This is a genomic window from Litchfieldella xinjiangensis (genome assembly GCF_000759345.1).
Classification (GTDB): domain Bacteria; phylum Pseudomonadota; class Gammaproteobacteria; order Pseudomonadales; family Halomonadaceae; genus Litchfieldella_A; species Litchfieldella_A xinjiangensis.
On the sequence record NZ_JPZL01000004.1, the window covers coordinates 194,398 to 211,184 of the forward strand.

The window sequence follows — 16,787 nt, forward strand, 5'->3', positions numbered from 1 at the left end:
ACTCTATGGCCACCGATTGGTCAACGTCATGTCAGTACGCTGATCCAGAACCACAGCCATACATTGCCGGTCATCGACGCTGATGTGCTGCAGCGAGTATGGTCCAAGAAACAGTGACGCCCTGCTCGACACTCCCACAGCGTAAGGAGATGTCCTCAAGCTATCTGAGGGTGTTTTAACTAAACTCGCAGTAATTCTGCTCAATTTTTTAGTTAAAGAGGTCGCGCCACTACCCACCGCTACGGGCTATAGGGTGGCGCCATCACGATCATCCGAACCGGGTGTATCTGCGACCCGGGTTACGGCCCGCTCAGGTCATGAATGAACAGAAATAACGCTCTGGCTAGCCTTAGCGACGAATGGCTGAAAACAGCTAAACGCGGCTTGCCAGTCGCCACTCACCAGTTTCCCCGTATACAAATCTATCGGGACGCACCACAGCGAGAGCTTGCCGTCAAAGCGAAACACCGGCAAGGGCTGACTGAAATTTTCATGCTTGGGATAGACCAGCATGACATGCCCGTTACCGTTCAGGTATTTATGTCCATAGGCAAACATCTGGTACAGATCCGCCTGCTTCAGTTCATATTTCCGGTCGCGAGACGATCGATTCTGATCCAACAGCTTCCATTTCGCATCAAGCAGGAACGTTTCGGCCTGCTGTTGGATAAGGAAATCGGGCTTTAGCGCAAACCACTTCTGCTCAACGCTACAATCGGCTGTATCCGGGGCATGCCTCAGTAAGTGACGACGGCTGACCTGGGTGGCGAGTTCTGCACCACTCACCAGGTGACGTTGCAGGCAGACTTTCAAATAGCGTTCAAACAGCTGTTCCATGGGGAACAACAGCGCAATACCTCGATGGTGCCCCTGTTGGAAGTCCGGGTTGAGCTGCTCAAGAACCAATCGACACCAGGGCTTTATCGCTTGGTACCGTTGCATGAGTTTGCCGTCATGCCAACGGTCCAGGTCCCGCAAAGGGCGGCGCAACGGCTCGATGTCGGCCAATTGCTGACTGAGAATATTGGCCAGTCGCCAGTTCTCATAATCTCGTGTCTGTTTGAACACCATCGCCAGAGCCGTCTTGATCAGCCGATTCTCCAGCCGCTGGGGACTAAACTCGGCATGACGCACATAAAAGTGGCCCGCTTTATCCGGCGTCTGCCTGATCTGCTTGGCCATATCCAGCTGGCCACGAACAAAACGACATTGCTCTTCCACTTGTCGATAATCGAAGTGCAGCCCTCGACGCACCAAGATCATTAACGCATCCAGAAACTGGCGAATCACCCATTCATGCAACGGTAGCCGCGAGCGCATTAGCTCGGCGCCCTCTGCTTCACGGGGTTTTATGCCTAACGATGCACTGAGCATCGTCTGCAGCAGAATCCTTAATCTTTCAGGCGCGTTCGGCGCGCGTTGCTCTGCCTTAGGGAGGATTTCAATGGCCTCGCCGTTGGGGCTCTGTAGGTAGCCGACATAGCTGCACAGCCTAAGGCGATGCTTGCCTTCGATGCTGAGCAGGTCGGCTTGCCCTTTCCAGCGCTGCTGCAGGTCCATCAACCAATCGAACGTGGCTCTGGAAACGATACCAAGATCCATAGTGGGCTGCTGAGAGGCATCATAGGTCAGGGTGGCGTACTCGCGTACCTGAACGGTCATACCATGATCGCCCGGTAGGCCCCTTCCCGTGCAAAGGCCGACGTGTTGATCCGATAACGACTATCCATTAGCTGTTCGGCAATCTCGGCCGGAAACAGCTGTCCGACGGCGCGTAGCATTTCCTGAGATGCCTCGTGAGTGAGGATAAATCTATCGGCCGGTTGCTTGGCGGGGTCATTAAGCACCCAGCCTATGCGCTGATAGTCATCGAAGAAATACTCTTGGAGCAATGGGAGCAGCTTGTTCTCGAACAGCGCAGCCAGCCCTTCCTGACGCTCGGCATCATCGGCAACGTGAGTAAGCGGCAAGAAGTAACTGTGGCCAATCAAATGCTCGGCATCCAGCAACACTTCGATTCGCTGATTGAGCATCGTCAACAGATCAGCCAAATCGATGCCATACACCTCGGTGCCCCGCAAAAGCTCCGGCTGCGGAAGCATCTCGACGAAGCTGAATCGCCGGCGCAAGGCCAAGTCCAGTTGGGCCAAGGACTTGTCTGCGGTGTTCATGGTGCCAATCAAGTACACGTTAATGGGGACGGTAAAAGGGTCCTTAGAATAAGGCAAGACCGCTGTTTGAGCGTCGGCGGCCCCTTTGCGCTTGCTGGGTTCAAGCAGGGTAATCAATTCCCCAAAGATACGGGAAATGTTGCCGCGATTGATTTCATCGATAATGAGCACATGGGGTCTTTGTTCGCTCTCCTCCCGAGTCGGCGCGAGCAACTGCTCCAGTTTCCCCAGGTCCACCGTGGTCGGCTTGAGTTCATACACGGTCATTTGAGACAACGATTTCAGGAACAGCCGTTCCTTGGGTAGGCTGGGCGAATACTGACGCAGCCACTTCACAGGTCGGCATTGCTGGAAGCCTACCCTCTCCTCTGTCTTCAGGAATTCATAGTCACCGGTAACTTCGGCAATGGCACGGAATTTATGATTGCCATCCGAGACGATCACAAGATCGCCCTGCTGCATCAGGTTCTTGAAGGTATTTACCGCGGTAACAGCATAGTCATTGTTGTTAACGGTCTCGCCATAGTAGTCCCCCAGACGTGCCTTGATCGACCGACGGGAGTGGCAGTCGCTGAAGTCGATGTCGTGACCGTACCCCAGCAGAACATAGCCGTTCTCTATGCATTCATCGAATATATATTCTTCACCCTGCTGGGTATTACCCAGCGACATCTTCCAGATGCGCCTATTGCCCAATTCGATCGTTTCCGAGGCGGCGACCTCAACCGTGACGTCAGCGTTCTCGCACATCTGTTTGAAGATGCCATCTACGACTTCATAGCGTATGCCGCCGGTCTGCTCATCTGTCGTCGCGCGGATCCCCTCCACGAAATCTTCATAGGAGAAGCTTTGATGGAAGGTCGTCAGTACCACACGCTGCTCTCTCACCAGACGGTCATACTTGGCCTTGATGGCCTGACGCCGCTCGTCACCAACGAGTTCTCGGTGAGTGGCCTGGTACCACTGCGGCTCGGCAAGACGAACCGCCAGTTCGGTGGTGGCGTAGGTTTTGCCGGTGCCCGGCGGGCCATAAAGAATCTGATTCAAAGGGTACATGGAGTCTACTTTACGCTCATAGGAATGAACTTCGTTGTCTGCCCCCTGGGGTGCGACAGTCGAACCGGGCTCGACCAGGGCAGCTATCAATTCGGGTAGTGCAGCGATGCGTTGCAGGTTGGCAGCATAACCATACTGGGACGTGCCATTGTCTTTCGGAAAACGCCGATAGCTGGTGCTCTTGGTGACTTCCCAGCGCACCTCAAGGCCATCGATGTCGTCGATAAGCGTGCGCATGGCCATTGACGAGGGGGGAAGGACCAACGGAAAAGTGCTAACGGCCCGCCCGTCCCTATTGCGCTTGACGTAGAGATAGACTTCCTCTGTGATCAAATGCTCATAGGCATACGATGGTTCGGATTTCCCCGCTTCCAAACGGAAACCCAGATTATTGAGTTCAGCATGAATCTGTTCGGAGGTCAGCATTCATCATGTCCTTCTAGGGGCTACGATTGTAGCCGCCAATACGGTAAAAGTTCAGCCCCCGCCAGGCCTGACCGATTGATGCACTGATCATACTGCGTGCCGCCGAAGCTACTATCTTCTCATTGAAGCGACCATGGTCCAGCAGCCTTACGTTACGTGCTCTACGAAACGGGGGAATGGGTGCTCAGCCTGTCCGTAAGATGGCTGCGCTTTGCCTGTGCAACTCAAGAAGAGTGTCAGCCCAGCCGGATTCAACGAATAGAAGGTGTGGTCTCGGAGGTGCATTTCGTGCACAGCGGGCGAGCCCCTTAAACAAAGAAACCCGGCCAAAGGCCGGGCAGGGTCGATGAGACGCGGTTTTTTGGGCGAACCCGAGCAGGAACGCTGGCAGTGGCGTCTCCTGAGCTTGCGAACAAGGGTAAGGAGTACCGCAGGGAACCAAGCTAGGTAGGAGCTATAAAGAAAAGAGCCCGACCTCGTATGGCCGGGCTCCGATCACCGCTTCCCTTCATCTATCTCGTGGCATCCTGCCCGAGCGTCCTTTGCGGAGGTCTCCCTGACCTGTTTCCCTCTGGGGCCTTCCGTTGCCCCGTTGACGTGTATGATGGCAGGTTCCATTAATGAGCGATGCAGTAGGTCCCACCTATGTTTGTAGGTTATTACCGACAGGACTGATCTATTGGCCGGCTTGCCTCTGTCAACCGAACACCAACGCCAGACGATTATATCTAGGGCCTGGCCTCATCACATCTTAGCTGCTTGGGTAGGGCGTCGGCTGCGCTTAGAACCACGGGCAATTTTTCGGTGGCTCTCCAACGGTTTCGCTCAGTTAGGGCTATGGTAGGCAGCTCTAAAGTTTTATTAGGGTAAGCCGATAAACAAATGATAACTAACATGTCGCCCGCACATACAACGTCCAAGACACACTTTTTTAACGCAGTCGACTTTCAAAACGGTATATTAAACCTTATATAAACAATCAATACGTATCTCTGGATAAAGAACGCTATGGCAAAGCTCCCACTCAGATTAATGCTTCTTTTACTAGCGATAGTATCAGCAGGTATTATCGGTCAACATACCCAGCTCTCCGTATTGGCATTGCAGAGGATTGATCCGCTACCAGAAGCGAAAGCCATGATAGAGGAAGAGCGTTATGCAGAGGCTGCTGATTACATGAGCTTTTTCATGACATATGAATACGTGAGCAGCAGGCAAGAAGCACAGTCGCTTTACCAGGCCATCAACGAACACCGGAGTCAGTGGCGCTACCAGTTGAGCAAGCTTGGCGAAGGCCTACTTGAAGGTACCAGCGACGAGACCATCGGACAGGCGACCAGCGTGATGACTGACTTCATGGTCATCGGCGACATTCGTGACTTGGCCAGCCAAGGAGTGAACTACGCACAAGGAGAAGAAGTTGACGAAGTCATGGTTGCGCTTGCTTCACTCGGATTCATTGCATCATCCGCTCAGCTTGCGAGTGGGTTAGGCACTGCGGCGACTGCAGGGACAGGTGCCCCCGCACTGGCAGGCACCACTATCGCGAAGAGCAGTATCATAGCAATGAAAGCCGCACGACGACTTGGAAAACTCCCTTCTTGGTTGGGGAAAGCGGTCTTGTCGGCCGCAAAAAGTGCCAGTGAAACGCGTAGCCTTGGTGCGCTAGGCAATATGCTAGGTGACATAAATACATTAGCTAAAACACGCGGCGGTCTGAAGTTACTGGCACGCACGCAAAATGCTACGGATCTGCATCGTGCAGCCCGTTTTGCTGATGCCTTCGGCAGTAAAAGTGCCACGCTATACCGTATTGGTGGCAATACGGCTATTGATATTGCTCAGCGCTCTAGTGTGCTAGGTAAAGAAACGATTTTAATGGCGGCTACCTTCGGTCAAGGTGGGCTAAAGCTTCTTAATAATACTGGCGCAATCAAGTTCACTAAATATCTCAGCCGTGGAAGCAAAATGATTTACAAAGGCGATCTTGTCGCCTTGATAGCCAAGCTGCTATTGCTGCTCCCCATATGGCTACTATACGCTCTTATCGCGCTCACCGCCTGGCTATGGTTCCCAAGCAGGCTCTTGACAGTACTATGTAAGCGAATCGTATCACGTGCGCCATAGCATCATTAGAGTGGCTTTTCCACAGATGATTTGGACAAGGTACCTACCTAGCTACTTGGGCGTTCTTACCTGCCTAAAGAGAGGTGATTCCCACGACTTGAGGGCAACCTCCTTCCCCGAGACTGAGAAACCCTGGCATTCCCCTCTCCGGTCGTGGAGCGCACCACTCCGGCAGCTTTGTGCTTCGCGGCTCTAACATGTAACGGGGTGATGGCCGCTCCTCGCATCCGTAAGATGGCTGCGCTTAGCCTATGCAGCTCCTGAAGAGTGTCAGCCCAGTCGGATTCAAAGAATGGAAGGTGTGGTCCCGAAGGTAAAGTTCGTTTGTAGCGGCGCTCCGAGCTACACATCGTCGAGAATCAGGAAACTGGCTGGGCTCTAGCGCCCCATCATGGACGGATCTCTATCTTCGGGATGGCCATGGGCATCGAGGTGCTGGCGGGGATTCCGTGGTTGGCGCAGTCCAACATCCGCTATTGAGGGGATATCGATCCCCATGGCTTCTCGATATTGAATCGACTACGCGTTCACTACCCTCAGGCACGTTCGGTCATGATGGACGAGCAGACTCTGATCGGGCACCGTCAACTATGCGTCATCGAGCCAATCCCCTCTTACGCGAGTTTGTCGCATCTGACTTCCGATGAAGCGGCTGTCTATCATGGCCTGCTCGAACATCGCTGGGGCGATCGTTTGCGTTTGGAGCAGGAACTGGTGGACTGGAAATGGGCGCGCCGTCAGTTGTGAGTGGAAGCCGTAGCGATAGATCAACGCTCTTCACCTGTGCATTGCAGGTTGCCTGTCCCTTTCAGTCGATGATTGTGCTCCGGGCTAGTCAAGTTCGGGCCCTATGCAGCATTTGATTCAGTAGTGGTGCCGTTCGAGGTCAGCGGTGATGCCCCCGAAAGCGCTAGTCTGGTCAAGTGCATTTAGGCCACCACGTCACTGTGAGAGGCCAAGCCTTATCCTTGCCTCAGCTCTTCAATCACCCTGTCGACAGCCTGCCGGTGGTCTTTCGTGATACATCGGTTGCTGAGGCGGATCAGGTAGATGCCCAATCGTGAGAGATGGATTTCTTTAGACGCATCCGTGTCGGCAACTGCCTTTCTGCGGTGGATGTCGCCATCCACCTCAAGTGCCCATAAGCGATAGGGCTTACTCAGGACCACCAGGAAATCGATATAGCGACCATCGATGTTCACTTGCCTGAAAAGCGTGTAGTGGCGTTTGAGCGATTGAAAAATGAACTCTTCATAGGCTGTCATGTAGCCGCGTTCACGCTTGGCTTCGATCTTTTCCTCAGGAAGTAGCGTAATATTCAAGTCCTGAAACAGCCGGGATATCCGTGCCTCTTTCTCGTATTGCCAAAACTCGTTGTCGAATTGTTGATCGAGGAGGGTTCTGAGTGCCTCAAGGCGCTGTTCATTATGAGCCTCCACCAAGCGGCATGCCTGGAGCCACTCCTGATTTTTCCCTGTATGAAGGGCTTCGGGTCTTTGAAGAGGCGCTGTAAAATGGAACTTCTTGTCGATAAAGGGCTTCATAGTCGGGCTCCTGGGGCACCTCACGTTTGGGCGGGAGGGATTCCTTATTTTCAAAAAGTCGAGCCAGCCGACCTTGAGCTGACTGATGTCGGGGAGATGTGCGGGTGAGCGGAGAACGCGAAAGGCATCCTGTCGAGGCACGACAAGAGATCCGAGACTGCTGCCGTGTGTGGCGCGTCTCGTCACGGAACTGTCGACCACAATGGTCAAGGCAATGCCTCGATATCGCTTAGCTCCGTACTAGTCACACTCGCCACCCGGGCTCCCACATTGTACTGGCGCTCAATGTACTCGTTCAGCGTGACGTTAAGCGATCTAGGGATGTGCCCCACATGATGGCCATCGATAATCACCTTTATCCCATTCACATCATGCGGATTCTTCGGGTCCGGTGAGAGAGTGACTTTCGAGCGCAAGGAAACCGCCGAAAAGTTGACATTGTAGAAAGAGACGCCTGCTACCCGGGTTTCGAATTTAGCCATTCCTTGGAACTCTATTCAAAAGGCACATCGGATTCGACAATCAGGGATACATCACTTTTAGCATATCCGCGTCGCGTGACCGGTCGGTCGCATCGGGGCTGGTTTCTGTTCCGTATGAGGTTAGCCCGCAGTGCGACAGTCTCTCCGTTGCTGGGAGTCGGGCTCCCCTGGTCGTTTAGCCGAATACCTCGCAGCAGGCATTTGCATAGCGAGCGGCGTCTCCTAGGGCACGATGCGGAACCGAGCGCCTTCTGAGGATGTGCTTCAAATAGGCAGCCTTGTCAGTATCAAGGACAGCGTAAAACTCATTCATATCAGCTAACCGAAATGTGGGCTCAATGCCTGCGACCTTGAATAGCTTACCGAGCCAGAACCCATCAAAATCCACCGCATCACAATACACCGTTTCGACACCTAGCATGTCGTTCAGCCGCTGAGCCGCTTCAATCACTGACAGACCTTCCTCCAGTAGCTGGCCCCGTGAGATACCATGGAGTGCTTTAGCCTGGTCATCCCAGTGTGTCCAGGCATGAGAGGGGCGTATAAGAAAGCTATCACTGTTTCCGAGCGTATCGGCCCAGCCAACCTCTATAGGGTAGCTAGCTGGCTGATCGAGACCCGATGCCTCGACGTCGAGAAAAGTGACAAGAGGAAGGCCAACGAGGCTAATAGAGTCCACTTTCCTATCCCATATTTTTGTACGTATCATTTCCACTTCTATTCTAGTGCCGAAGCTGCCAATTCGTGCCTCTCATTTTCCTGGGGAAGGTTCACCGGCGCTTTCCCCCGCAATTCAATTGCTACTCAAAGCGATGCGGCTACAAATCAAGCCCTTCAAGCTGGTAATGCTAGGGGGTAAGCAAGACTGACAATGTTACTCATCATTATTAAGTATTATTCGCATCGAGGGAGTATAAAACCAAAGCTGACCACACCCGCTAGCGAAACGGGAGATAGAATCTCACTGTGAGCCTCGCCTGCGATACGTTCTCAATAAGATGCCTGACTGTTGACGATAGCGCCTTGTCTCGCGCAGATCTGACAGGGTACAAAAAACATCCTCCCTGCTGTGCGCGCCAGATTTATCGTGGCGAGCTCCTGCCCTCCTGCCCCCTCTAACTGCGACGCAGGGAAAAGGTAATGGGCGATTGGGCCTTCGAATACTCACGCATGGCTGCGTCTGCCACTTCAGCTCGGAATGCTGCGAGGGCTTGACCCATACGAACCACTGCTAGCATCTAGGCACCCGTATGAATAGCCGTTCACGGTATACCATGGCTCCTCCCTCGCTAGATGAATTTTATACCTACAGAAAATGCATACTCTGCCGATAAGTGCTTGAAGCAATTAAGATAGGTGGACAATACGTGAGACAGTGCGCACGACATGACGATTACTGCGGGCGCTGTGATCGCGAGCTTCCTTTTGACTTCACAATGGCCTTTCAGCCGATCGTTGACCTTAAGGAAGCACGGATCTATGCCTACGAGGCCCTGGTACGGGGCTTAAATGGCGAATCAGCATTCCAGGTTCTCTCAAAGGTCACCGACGACTTGCTCTACCGTTTCGATCAAGCCTGCAGAATTAAGGCCATCGAGCTAGCTCATCAGATTGGAATGCAGGAGATCCTATCGATAAACTTCCTACCCAAAGCTGTCTACGAGCCCCGGGCCTGCATACAGGCCACCTTGGCAACCTCAAAACGCATGGGCTGGCCCTCCAGTCGAATCAACTTTGAGATCACCGAAAGTGAGCGGGTTGAAGACCGGTCGCATATGCAACGGATCATAGAGACCTATAATGAGCTCGGATTTACTACTGCGCTGGATGATTTTGGTAACGGTTATGCCAATTTCGATTTATTAACCGACTTGAACCCTAATAGTCTCAAGCTAGACCGTGAACTGATCATGGGCTGTAACAAGGATACCCGGCGACAGGCCATCGTTCGCGCCGTTGCCGTCCTGGCAGATGAACTAAACATACAACTCGTCGCCGAAGGGGTTGAAACACACGAGGAAGCCGTATGGCTAGCCAATCAGGGAATCTACCGCCAACAGGGCTATTTCTACGCCCGCCCCGCGGTAGCCGCGCTGGCTTCGGATCTGCAACCAACGCTGGATGCCCTACATATTGAGGTACGCTCGCCTCGTGCCGATACGCTTTAATCAGGACGAAGTGATGCATTAGTAGTCCTAGGATAGAAAAGCCATACACAATCGCAGGGGGCTTAAGGTGTGCAGGGGTTGGACTGCACCGGTCCGACCCCTGCGGCGTTAGTTTAAACGGGTGAGGCAGATCCCGTTTTTAGACTATTGCCTTCGCCTCGAATGAAGTGAAAAAAGCGGTCGGTTTCAAGCAGGTATCCGCCGAGCTATCACATTGGTTCGGCGACATGTGAAGCTGAGCAGCAAATATGACAGCGAGGGAAGAAAGGTCTTTCTAACGCGTCCTTTTAATTCCAGACGGGATACGAGAGAAAGAAAGTGATCCCGCAATGGCACTGTCGGTACTGAAGGCCTGAACAGGCTCAATCCTATAATGTGCCGCCACCCATCGGTACCCTTTCCAGTCCCCATCGCTACCCTTGTCGATCTATTTTGATTGATTCGCTGGGGATGCGTCAGGCCTCGTGACTAGGCGGAGTCCGCGTCTCGCTTGGGGCAGTAGTTCAGGGTACCCTCTATCGACCAGGCTGACGAACAGTGAGGCCTGTACGTTTTCAGTCACTATAGCGCGATAGTGACTCCCTTTTTGTTATGCGTGGGGATACATGAGCATCGATAAGGCACTGCACAGGCTCGAAGCATTCAAGGGCGACTCGTTGGCCAGAAACCTCTCGGAGATTGAACGCCGTCTCATCGACTCAGATGTCAAAGACTTGGCCGACTACTGCGCAACTCGCGGCATTGACGATGAATTCATGGATTCCGCCATTGCTGTGAAGCAGGTTGCGGGTGAGATCAATGTCATCATCCATGCTGCGGGCATCCTTCGCTCTTTGCCCGGCCTGCTTGAGCCCGGAGAAAAGGTAGAAAGCCTCTCCTTGGGTGCCGGCAACACAGGTAGGCAGTTTGATCTTGAAACCAACAAGCGTATTGCCGAGTACAAGTTCATCGACTGGCGGGGCGGTTCGGAATCCATACGGCAAAACGGGATCTTCAAAGACTTTTTTGAGCTGGCGGAGCATGAGACCCACAAGAAGAAATACCTCTATGTAGTCGGCACCCGATATCCACTGAAGTTTTTGCAAGGTGGTCGTGCGTTAAGTAGTGTTCTGAGCCGTTATCCGTTGATTCTGTCGCAAATCCAGAAGACCTACGGTGCCAGCATGATCAAGGTCCGCGACTATTATGCGATTAAGAAGAACGACGTGGCCATCTGTGACGTTACCCCCTATATCGGCAGGGCGACCGAATGATGACCGTTTTTAGGGCGCGACAACGCTACTAAGGAGTTTTGATGACGTTATCCTTTCGACCTCACGGAGCGCCTGACGCGCACTACGAACCCCACCTCACCGACGATAGATACACTCTGCTGCCGTATAGACGCTGAGCGCATCTACCGAAAGTTATCGTGACAATTACCACGACGACCCATGCTGCCCACCAGGTGATTAGCTTTCAAAAAGCTCTGCCAGTCGGTGCTGCTGAACAGACTCCCCTCTTCCGAATGCACCACCCCCGCGTCGTTCAAGCATTTCGCTGCCGATCTAAGGACCTCAGCACGAGCCCGTGACGAGCCGGCCATTAGTCCTCGTCTGTTTGCTAGCGCCCTAGGCATGGACGTGAAAACGTTGCCGCCCGTACCCTTGTGCACCGGACCACGATCACCCGCGCCCAAGGCGCTGAAAAGCTGCAGGCCTTCCTACGCGATGCGCTCCGAGTGCTGGGCGTGGCGGCTGGTATCAGTGACAACCTGCCGGATGCCCTGTTCCGGTTCCGCGACGAGTCGTCCCCCTTTCGACTACCAGACCCAGAGCAGCTAGTGAGCGCGGGTCGTGCCGATGACCTTTTACGTGTTGCTCATCGCTCGAAGTAGGGGTCGTCGGATGAATCAGCTCCTGCAGTTTGAGAGGTGCCGGTAGGGTGTGATCTTTCCTCCGCTGAGGATCAATTCAGTGTTGAAGTGCCTGCCAATGCTACGATCATGCATTCTGCCAAATCTTTGGAATTCTCAGAGGAGCCGGGTTGACTGAACCACCGTGGCAGCGTCTAGGGCGGTAAACTGACACTTTCGATCTCTTCGATGGTATCCAACCAATCATCGATAGCCATCGATAGCATGAGGTCCCCCTTCACGGCCAAAAGCGCAATTTCCCACACAGAGATTGCTGAAATTAGAATTTCACCATCTTCCGACTGCAGCTCGTGATTGATAGCCTCACGGGCGCTCTGCGAAAGCTGAGAGCCCCCATGACCCACCACAGCAAGGCGTGAGGATTCGAAACGATCAACGTAACGCCTCCCAGTATTAATAATAGAGCGACGCAAGGTAGCTGAAGGCCAAAAAACTTTGCTAAATAATCCGACAAGAATCGATGCTAGATGATTTTGCCCTTTTTTAAAGGCCAGTGTAGCGTGGCTTGCGCTTTTCCATGAATGCCGCCATACCCTCCTGCTTATCTTGAGTAGCGAATAGTAGCTGTACGGCTTTTCGCTCCAAAGCCAAAGCTGCCCCCAGTGGGGCATCGGCACCATGTAGAATCACCTCCTTGATTTGAGCAAGGGCAATGGGGGGGAGCTCCGCGATCTGCTCTGCCATCGCTCGGGCCTCGTTCATCACCTCGTTATCCTCCACCAACTTACTGACCAAGCCTACTTGGTAGGCCTCTTCAGCAAGAATGGTTTCACCGGTTAGGCACATGTACATAGCACGAAACTTACCGACTGCTCGCACCAACCGCTGGGTACCACCAGCTCCAGGCATTATGCCAACTTTAGCTTCTGGCTGACCGAAACGGGCGCCACGGCCGGCGATAATAATGTCAGCATGCATGGCCAGCTCCATGCCGCCACCGAGAGCAAAGCCATTGACTGCAGCTATTACCGGCACTGGGCAATCGCCAACTGCGCTCCAGAGGCGCTCGGTATGACGGTGATACATTTCAACCGCGCTTATCTGCGACATATCTTTGATGTCAGCGCCGGCAGCAAAACTCTGCTCGTTGCCTGTGAGGATCACACAGCGTAGCTCAGCCTCGTCGCCCAATTGATTGAATATTTCAGCCATCTGCTGACGAACTGTCAGATTAAGTGCGTTCCGGACCTCTGGTCGATTGAGACGGACTATCGCGATCGCCGGGCTGACACGCTCCAGCAAAACCTGGTTTGATGATTCGCTCATAATTACTTCACTCTCTCAATGACCATAGCAATCCCTTGGCCGACGCCGATACACATGGTGCATAGTGCCCTATCTAGAGACTGCTCTTGCAGCTCCAAGGCCGCAGTCAGTACTAGTCGGGTGCCGGACATTCCCAAGGGATGCCCGAGCGCGATGCCGCCACCGTTCGGATTGACATGTTCGGCATTATCCGGGAGCCCCAGATCACGCAGCACGGCCAAGGCCTGAGCGGCAAAGGCTTCATTCAGCTCCACTATGTCGATTTCGCCGATAGTCATTCCCAAATGACTAAGCAATTTTTTGCTCGCAGGTGCCGGGCCGATACCCATGTGTTGCGGTGGTACCCCAACATTGGCCATCCCACGCACCCTCGCTAATGGTTGTAAGCCGTAGCGTACCACTGCCTCGGGAGAAGCAATTAGCAAGGCAGCAGCGCCATCGTTGACACCTGAAGCGTTGCCTGCTGTCACACTGCCGCCCTCGCGAAACGGCGTAGGCAGACTAGCTAACTTCTCTAGCGTGGTTTCTCTTGGATGCTCGTCGACACTTACCTGCAGCGGCTCACCCTTGCGTTGAGGGATATCCACCGGGGTAATCTCCTTACCTAGCCGACCACTGCGCTGTGCGATCGCGGCGCGCTGCTGACTACGGAGAGCGAAGTTGTCTTGATCCTCGCGGCTGATGCCGAAATCGGCGGCCACGTTCTCGGCCGTCTCCGGCATAGAGTCAATGCCGTATTGGGCCATAATTAGAGGATTGACAAAGCGCCAGCCTATAGTTGTGTCGAAGATATCGGCTTGGCGCGAGAAGGCGGAGGTGGCCTTGCCCATTACAAAGGGCGCCCGAGTCATGGACTCCACACCACCGGCCACTATCACCTCCGCTTCGCCAGTACGGATCGCACGTGCCGCCATGCCCACTGCATCCATCCCTGAGCCGCACAGACGATTTACGGTAGTGCCAGGCACGGTTTCAGGGAGCCCGCTGAGTAGCACAGCCATACGAGCTATGTTCCGGTTGTCTTCGCCAGCCTGGTTCGCGCAACCTAAAATGACATCTTCTACTGCCTCAGCTGGCAATCCAGGTACCTGCGCCATCAAAGCGCGTAGCACATGGCTGGCCATATCGTCTGGACGTACCATCGCCAGGGAACCACCATAGCGGCCAATAGGCGTGCGCGTTCCCGCACAGATATACGCGTCTCTCATAGATCACTCCTAGAGTGGGCAGTCTGGATCAAAATTGGGCCTGCGCTTCTCACGCAGCGATTTTAGGCCCTCCTGAACGTCAGGCCCGTTGAAGCCCATAAACTCCAGGGCAAGAGAGGTATCGAAGGTTGGACCAGCCATACGCAGCCAATTATTAAGCGCATATTTGGTCCAGCGGATCGCTGTGGGAGACCCCCTAGCAAGCCTCTTGGCAACCTCAAGGGCCTTGTCATGCAATTCATCTTGCTCAGTACATAAGGAAATCAAACCAATACGTTCAGCTTCCTCTCCACTCACCGGCTCGCACAACAACAGGTAGTACTTGGCCTTGGCTAGACCACATAACAGTGGCCAAACGATAGCTGCATGGTCTCCTGCAGCAACGCCTAAGCGGGTGTGGCCATCGATGATGCGGGCCTCGCGCGAGGCGATGGAAACGTCCGCAAGCAGACCAGCCACCAGGCCGGCACCAACCGCAGGGCCGTCCATTGCCGACACTATCGGCTTGGAGCAATTCACTAGGTTGTAGACGAGGTCACGAGCTTCTTTCCAGACACGGGTCAAGGTAGCAAAGTCCTGACTCATTTCTTCGACAAGGTCTAGATCACCACCGGAGGAGAAGGCCTCGCCCGCACCGCGGATGATTACCGCGCTGATATCCGGATCAGAGTCAATGTCGCGCCATACTCGTACTAGCTCGCCGTGCATTATGGCATCGGCTGAATTCAGCCGGCCCGGGTTGTCCATAGTAATCCTCAGGACCCGTTCTGCGGGGTAGTCGAACTTTAGGCGCTGATATTCCGAGTAGCGTTCACTCATATTTTTTTCTCCCTATCCTTCCAATAATTTTCACGCAAGACGTTTTTTTGGATCTTGCCGATGGGGGTCTTTGGAAACTCGTCAACGAATTTCACCAAACGTGGTCTCTTGAACCGAGCAAGGCGCTGAGCACACAGTTCAACTAGCTCTTCTTCATCGAGTTCTGCGCCTGGCTTGAGCGAGACGTAAGCTGCAGGCACCTCTCCCCACTTATCATCGGGAATACCAAACACGGCACACTCAGCCACGGAAGTGTGCTCATAGATGACGTTTTCAATCTCTTTGGGATATACATTCTCCCCTCCAGAGATGATCATATCCTTAGCGCGATCGACGAGAGTGACAAAGCCATCCTGGTCCATCACCCCAAGGTCGCCAGTCAGCGCCCAGCCATTACTCCAAAAAGCCGCGGTCTGCTCAGGCTCGTTGTAATACTCAAGCATCACGTTCTCGCCACGAGAGGCTATCTCCCCCACTTCTCCGGGAGCCACTGGAGCACCGTCACGGTCAAGCAATGCGAGATCCACGTTGTAGGCCTGGCGCCCGATAGAACCAAGTTTTTCTGGCATGTACCAAGGGCGCAAACTGGTCAGCACACCCATCTCGGACTGACCGTATATCTGGGTCATGTCTACTTTAGGAAGACGTTTGAGCATCTCGCGCTGTACCCAGTCCGGCATTGGCGCGCCGGCAAAGGAAAGCTTGCGCCAAGTCTCGTAGGCGGCCGGATCGAAGTCGGTATCATTCATAACCATTGATACCTGGGTGGGCACCATGAACGCTGCCGTCATTTGCGTCTTGCGCACCATGTTTGCAAAGTCCGCTACATTCCATTGACTCAGGAAAGTACATGTGGCGCCTGCCAGGACCGCTGGCTGAAACATAATATTCAACGCAGCCACGTGGAATAATGGTGTAACGATCCCGACCACATCACGCTCGTCGATTGCTTCTTCCACCATGACCGTATGCGCGCAAATAGCTCGGTTTCGGTGGCTGCATAACACACCCTTTGGACGACCAGTGGTGCCGCCGGTATAGGTCATGCAGAAAGGGTCATCCTCAGAAATGTCAACCTGTGGGTAGCTTTCGGAGCTTTTGGTAATGAAATCTTCAAAAAGAATATCCTCGCCACCATCACCTAGGCGTACCATGTGCGTAAGCTTGGGTAGACGGTCACGTATGGCATTGACCTTCTCGGCAAGGAAGTCCTCATAAAACAGTAACTCAACGTCGGCCTTATCGAGAACGTAGGCCAGCTCATCGGGAGCATAGAGTACTGAGATGTTCACTAGTACGGTACCGGCACGTGCGGAGCCAAAAAAAATAATGCCGTACTCAGTGCGGTTACGGCTGAGAATACCCACCTTACTACCCTTCTCAAGACCAGCATCGATCAAGGTATTGGCAAGGCGGTTGGCAGACCGGTTCAGGTCGCGGTATTGGAGTTCAGTATCCTGCCAGAGGATGGCGGGCTTGTTAGGGAAGCGCTCGGCAGCGCGACGCAGCATGTCCCCAGTGAGCATTTAAATATCCTCTTTGATTGTTTTCTTGGGCGACGCAGAATTTCATATCGGCGTACAACTTCTGCTATGTTAATCTAAA

General features: G+C 53.6%; 13 protein-coding genes. 4 read left to right on the forward strand and 9 right to left on the reverse strand.

Translation table 11 applies throughout. The annotated features are described in order from the left end of the window. Positions 1 to 315: 315 nt before the first annotated feature. Both JH15_RS15705 and JH15_RS15710 read right to left on the reverse strand, forming a co-directional pair. Complete coding sequence (locus JH15_RS15705) at positions 316 to 1,662, reverse strand: McrC family protein (RefSeq protein ID WP_052384177.1); 1,347 nt, start codon at positions 1,660 to 1,662, stop codon at positions 316 to 318. Beyond that, positions 1,659 to 3,653: an AAA family ATPase gene (locus tag JH15_RS15710; protein WP_043532056.1), complete on the reverse strand. Its 1,995-nt coding sequence runs from the start codon at positions 3,651 to 3,653 to the stop codon at positions 1,659 to 1,661. The genes JH15_RS15705 and JH15_RS15710 overlap by 4 nt, the downstream gene beginning before the upstream one ends. A gap of 1,008 nt (positions 3,654 to 4,661) precedes the next feature. Between JH15_RS15710 and JH15_RS15715 the strand changes: the two genes are divergently transcribed. Both JH15_RS15715 and JH15_RS15720 read left to right on the forward strand, forming a co-directional pair. Then, positions 4,662 to 5,780 (forward strand): hypothetical protein, encoded by a 1,119-nt coding sequence (locus JH15_RS15715; RefSeq protein ID WP_043532058.1) that lies wholly within the window; start codon positions 4,662 to 4,664, stop codon positions 5,778 to 5,780. 486 nt (positions 5,781 to 6,266) lie between these two features. Next, positions 6,267 to 6,527, forward strand: coding sequence for a Wadjet anti-phage system protein JetD domain-containing protein (locus tag JH15_RS15720; RefSeq protein WP_081949078.1), 261 nt, complete (start codon positions 6,267 to 6,269; stop codon positions 6,525 to 6,527). 215 nt (positions 6,528 to 6,742) lie between these two features. Here the strand turns inward: JH15_RS15720 and JH15_RS15725 are convergent, their stop codons facing one another. The 3 genes from JH15_RS15725 to JH15_RS15735 all read right to left on the reverse strand — a co-directional run bounded on the left by JH15_RS15725 (position 6,743) and on the right by JH15_RS15735 (position 8,485). Next, positions 6,743 to 7,324: a DUF559 domain-containing protein gene (locus JH15_RS15725; protein WP_043532062.1), complete on the reverse strand. Its 582-nt coding sequence runs from the start codon at positions 7,322 to 7,324 to the stop codon at positions 6,743 to 6,745. 206 nt (positions 7,325 to 7,530) lie between these two features. After that, positions 7,531 to 7,806 carry an HIRAN domain-containing protein gene (locus tag JH15_RS15730; protein ID WP_043532064.1) on the reverse strand — a complete coding sequence of 92 codons (276 nt, stop codon included), beginning with the start codon at positions 7,804 to 7,806 and terminating at the stop codon, positions 7,531 to 7,533. A gap of 175 nt (positions 7,807 to 7,981) precedes the next feature. Then, positions 7,982 to 8,485, reverse strand: a complete 504-nt coding sequence (locus JH15_RS15735) for a 3'-5' exonuclease (protein WP_197053345.1) — start codon at positions 8,483 to 8,485, stop codon at positions 7,982 to 7,984. Between the two features lie 688 nt (positions 8,486 to 9,173). On the opposite strand from JH15_RS15735, the gene JH15_RS15740 reads away from it, so the two are divergent. Beyond that, positions 9,174 to 9,974 (forward strand): EAL domain-containing protein, encoded by an 801-nt coding sequence (locus tag JH15_RS15740; protein WP_156105345.1) that lies wholly within the window; start codon positions 9,174 to 9,176, stop codon positions 9,972 to 9,974. A 605-nt stretch (positions 9,975 to 10,579) separates the two neighbouring features. Then, entirely contained in the window at positions 10,580 to 11,227 is a 648-nt protein-coding gene (locus JH15_RS15745) for a hypothetical protein (RefSeq protein ID WP_043532068.1), read from the forward strand. 1,145 nt (positions 11,228 to 12,372) lie between these two features. On the opposite strand, the gene JH15_RS15755 is transcribed toward JH15_RS15745, so the two are convergent. The 4 genes from JH15_RS15755 to JH15_RS15770 are packed head-to-tail and all read right to left on the reverse strand — an operon-like array spanning position 12,373 to position 16,708. Further along, positions 12,373 to 13,155, reverse strand: coding sequence for an enoyl-CoA hydratase-related protein (locus JH15_RS15755; protein WP_043532071.1), 783 nt, complete (start codon positions 13,153 to 13,155; stop codon positions 12,373 to 12,375). A gap of 2 nt (positions 13,156 to 13,157) precedes the next feature. Beyond that, positions 13,158 to 14,363 (reverse strand): 3-oxoadipyl-CoA thiolase, encoded by a 1,206-nt coding sequence (gene pcaF, locus JH15_RS15760; RefSeq protein ID WP_043532073.1) that lies wholly within the window; start codon positions 14,361 to 14,363, stop codon positions 13,158 to 13,160. A 9-nt stretch (positions 14,364 to 14,372) separates the two neighbouring features. Then, complete coding sequence (locus JH15_RS15765) at positions 14,373 to 15,182, reverse strand: enoyl-CoA hydratase/isomerase family protein (protein WP_043532075.1); 810 nt, start codon at positions 15,180 to 15,182, stop codon at positions 14,373 to 14,375. Then, complete coding sequence (locus JH15_RS15770; protein WP_043532077.1) at positions 15,179 to 16,708, reverse strand: class I adenylate-forming enzyme family protein; 1,530 nt, start codon at positions 16,706 to 16,708, stop codon at positions 15,179 to 15,181. Before JH15_RS15770 ends, JH15_RS15765 begins: the two co-directional genes overlap by 4 nt. Between the last annotated feature and the right edge of the window lie 79 nt (positions 16,709 to 16,787).

Excerpts from the sequence above, each read along its gene's own strand:
- JH15_RS15705 (WP_052384177.1), bottom strand. The coding sequence starts at position 1,662 with ATGACCGTTCAGGTACGCGAGTACGCCACCCTGACCTATGATGCCTCT.
- JH15_RS15710 (WP_043532056.1), bottom strand. The coding sequence starts at position 3,653 with ATGCTGACCTCCGAACAGATTCATGCTGAACTCAATAATCTGGGTTTC.
- JH15_RS15715 (WP_043532058.1), top strand. The coding sequence starts at position 4,662 with ATGGCAAAGCTCCCACTCAGATTAATGCTTCTTTTACTAGCGATAGTA.
- JH15_RS15725 (WP_043532062.1), bottom strand. The coding sequence starts at position 7,324 with ATGAAGCCCTTTATCGACAAGAAGTTCCATTTTACAGCGCCTCTTCAA.
- JH15_RS15730 (WP_043532064.1), bottom strand. The coding sequence starts at position 7,806 with ATGGCTAAATTCGAAACCCGGGTAGCAGGCGTCTCTTTCTACAATGTC.
- JH15_RS15745 (WP_043532068.1), top strand. The coding sequence starts at position 10,580 with ATGAGCATCGATAAGGCACTGCACAGGCTCGAAGCATTCAAGGGCGAC.
- JH15_RS15755 (WP_043532071.1), bottom strand. The coding sequence starts at position 13,155 with ATGAGCGAATCATCAAACCAGGTTTTGCTGGAGCGTGTCAGCCCGGCG.
- pcaF (WP_043532073.1), bottom strand. The coding sequence starts at position 14,363 with ATGAGAGACGCGTATATCTGTGCGGGAACGCGCACGCCTATTGGCCGC.
- JH15_RS15765 (WP_043532075.1), bottom strand. The coding sequence starts at position 15,182 with ATGAGTGAACGCTACTCGGAATATCAGCGCCTAAAGTTCGACTACCCC.
- JH15_RS15770 (WP_043532077.1), bottom strand. The coding sequence starts at position 16,708 with ATGCTCACTGGGGACATGCTGCGTCGCGCTGCCGAGCGCTTCCCTAAC.